This window comes from Thermosyntropha lipolytica DSM 11003 (assembly GCF_900129805.1).
GTDB classification, from domain to species: Bacteria; Bacillota; Syntrophomonadia; order Syntrophomonadales; family Syntrophomonadaceae; genus Thermosyntropha; species Thermosyntropha lipolytica.
In genome coordinates this window covers 1-1,633 of sequence record NZ_FQWY01000087.1, presented here as the reverse complement: position 1 = coordinate 1,633, position 1,633 = coordinate 1, and the positions used below count along the sequence as shown (strand labels likewise).

The 1,633-nt window shown below is 38.8% G+C and carries 1 protein-coding gene and 1 rRNA gene; both read left to right on the top strand.

The window, feature by feature from the left end:
* A 5S ribosomal RNA gene (gene rrf, locus BUB92_RS11120) occupies positions 1-102 on the top strand; the annotation flags it as partial.
* Between the two features lie 212 nt (positions 103-314).
* On the top strand, positions 315-1,633 hold a 1,319-nt coding region (locus BUB92_RS11115), incomplete at its 3' end, for an acetyl-CoA hydrolase/transferase family protein (RefSeq protein ID WP_073093627.1).

The following is a 1,633-nucleotide window of genomic DNA, read 5'->3' as shown; positions in this document are numbered from 1 at the left end:
GCGGAGGGGAAACACCCGTATCCATCCCGAACACGGAAGTTAAGCCCTCCAGCGCCGATGGTACTGCAGCTGAAGCTGTGGGAGAGTAGGTCGTTGCCAGGATTATTTTTTTTCTGCATTTCATTACGAATATAATATTCTTGTAATTTTTATCATATTCGTGATATATATATGTAATATTTATTATAAATGTAATATTTAAAAATTTATTTTATTTTTTTGTAATTTTTTCGTACATAAAAATATAATTTGTGATAAAATATTATCTGAAAGTATAAATTATTGATTAGATTATTTATACTGGGGGGAATAAAATGTCATACTGGGATGAGTATAAGGCTAAGCTTACTACCGCGGAGGAAGTTGCTGCTAAAGTTCAATCGGGGCAGACTATTAAGTTAGGCTATTTTAATGGTAAACCGGTAACCCTGATAAAGGCTTTGGCAGAAAGACATGCGGAATTACGAGATGTCTTGCTTATGTGCTGTGTTACCGTACCGCCTATTCCCGAAGTTATAAATTACCCGGAAAGTTTTCTTTATCAGGATTGGCACTGGAGTGCTGCTACTAGAGCTCTGCGCAATTATTATGATAATATTACCTATGCTCCTATGTTGTATCATACATGTGTTGACTGCATACAGAATGGTGAAGTTAACCAGGGACGAAAGGTAGACTGGTGCTGGCAGCAGGTAGGACCTATGGATGAAAACGGATTTTTTAATTTTGGGCCTAACTGTTCTGAATCCTTGACCAGTTTCTTGAATACCAAATACCGGTGTGTAGAAGTAAATAAAAATATGCCCCGTTGTCTGGGAGGGAGCCAGGAGGCTATACATATATCCCAGATTGATTTTATAGTGGAAGCTCCGGAAGATCAAAAATTAGCTGTTCTCCCAGAAGTACCGCCTCCTACTGAGGTAGAGAAGAAGATGGCGGAAAACTTGGTTCAGTATATACATGATGGGTGTTGTCTGCAATTAGGGATAGGAGGGCTTCCTAACGCCATAGGGAAGATTTTAAAAGATGCAGGAGTAAAAGATATAGGAATACATACCGAAATGTTTGTAGATGCCTTTATGGATATGATTGAGGCAGGGGTGGCTACAGGAGCTAAAAAGAAATTTGATAAGTTTAAAGCGGTTTATACTTTTGCCCTGGGGACGCAGAAGCTTTATGATTTTATGCATGAAAATGCAGCTTTGGCAACCTACAGTGTAGATTATGTAAATGACCCGCGGACTATAGCTATGCATGATAATTTTATATCTATAAATCAAGCTGTACAGGTAGATTTATTAACCCAGGTTAATGCAGAAAGTTCTGGTTTTAGGCAGATTTCAGGTAATGGGGGAATGACTGATTTTGTTTTAGGGGCTCAGTGGTCTAAAGGAGGTAAGAGTTTTATATGCCTTCCTTCTACCTATACAGATAAAGACGGCAATTTGGTATCGCGTATAGTACCTGCTTTTGAACCAGGGACTTCGGTAACTATTTCCCGGCATATGGTTGATTATATAGCTACGGAATACGGAGTTAAGAAAATGCGGGCGCAAAATCAATGGGTGAGAACGGAAAATATTATTGAACTGGCTCATCCGAAATTCCGTGATGATTTGATTAAAGCAGCTCA